The 501-nt window shown below is 62.3% G+C and carries 1 pseudogene; it reads left to right on the forward strand.

Annotation, left to right across the window (positions count from 1 at the left end):
* Nucleotides 1–367: pseudogene (locus AC1DVK_RS27240) on the forward strand (hypothetical protein); the annotation flags it as partial.
* Between the last annotated feature and the right edge of the window lie 134 nt (nucleotides 368–501).

A 501-nucleotide genomic window follows, 5' to 3' on the forward strand; every position in this document is an offset into this window, starting at 1 on the left:
CTACCTCTACAACGTCGATCAGAATGCAGTCGTCGGTGGAGTCCTTGTCTTCCAGGAAGAACACGTCTGGACCGCAGACACGGCCACCCCCGAACAGCGCTCGGCCTGGATCGAACTCCTTGACCAGATGCGGGCCTTGAACCCGGCTCTCGTCATCGCAGGCCACCGGCTGCCGGGAACGGCCAACGATTCCACAGCCATCGACTACACACGGTCCTACCTCCAGGAATTCGAACGGATCCTCGCCCGCTCAGCGAATGCCGCGGCCGTTACGGCTGCCCTGATCGAAACCTACCCAAACTCCGGGATGTTGATCGCGGCGCAAATCGGACCCAAGGTCGCCAAGGGGGAAATGACATGGGGCTGAGTGACATCACCGAATTTGCCCGCTCAACCGCCCCGCGCGATGTCGTCCGCCGGCAGTATCTGGCTTCAGCAGCAGGTGACCTCGGAGCGCTCCGCGCCACGATGGCCCCGGATGTTGAATGGACTGAGATGGCC

This window comes from Peribacillus sp. P4_B1 (assembly GCF_056402395.1).